Origin of the sequence: Pseudoalteromonas sp. P1-9, from assembly GCF_001399975.1 — a bacterium.
GTDB lineage: Bacteria > Pseudomonadota > Gammaproteobacteria > Enterobacterales > Alteromonadaceae > Pseudoalteromonas.
The window spans coordinates 1-215 of sequence record NZ_LKBD01000199.1 but is presented as its reverse complement, the minus strand read 5'-3'; the positions used below and the strand labels follow the sequence as shown (position 1 = coordinate 215).

1 protein-coding gene is annotated in these 215 nt (G+C 47.4%); it reads right to left on the bottom strand.

Annotated features, from left to right (window positions below; translation table 11 throughout):
• On the bottom strand, nucleotides 1-215 hold a 215-nt coding region (locus AN214_RS22145; RefSeq protein WP_152960874.1), incomplete at both ends, for a condensation domain-containing protein.

The following is a 215-nucleotide window of genomic DNA, read 5'->3' as shown; positions in this document are numbered from 1 at the left end:
GTAGTAAGACTTACCCGGCTCCAACCGTCTAAAATAGAGTGGTGGAAGCTAATGATGAATTCAAAGCTCTCATCACTGCGCAAGAAGATTGCAACTTGATACAGCGGCCCTTGCTCCCAATCAAAGACATGGGTTTTACGGGACTCTTGCCATTGTGCTAGATAAGCGTCCTGCTCGGCTTCGCTCTTATCGCGAATGTCTTCAACCATTAACGG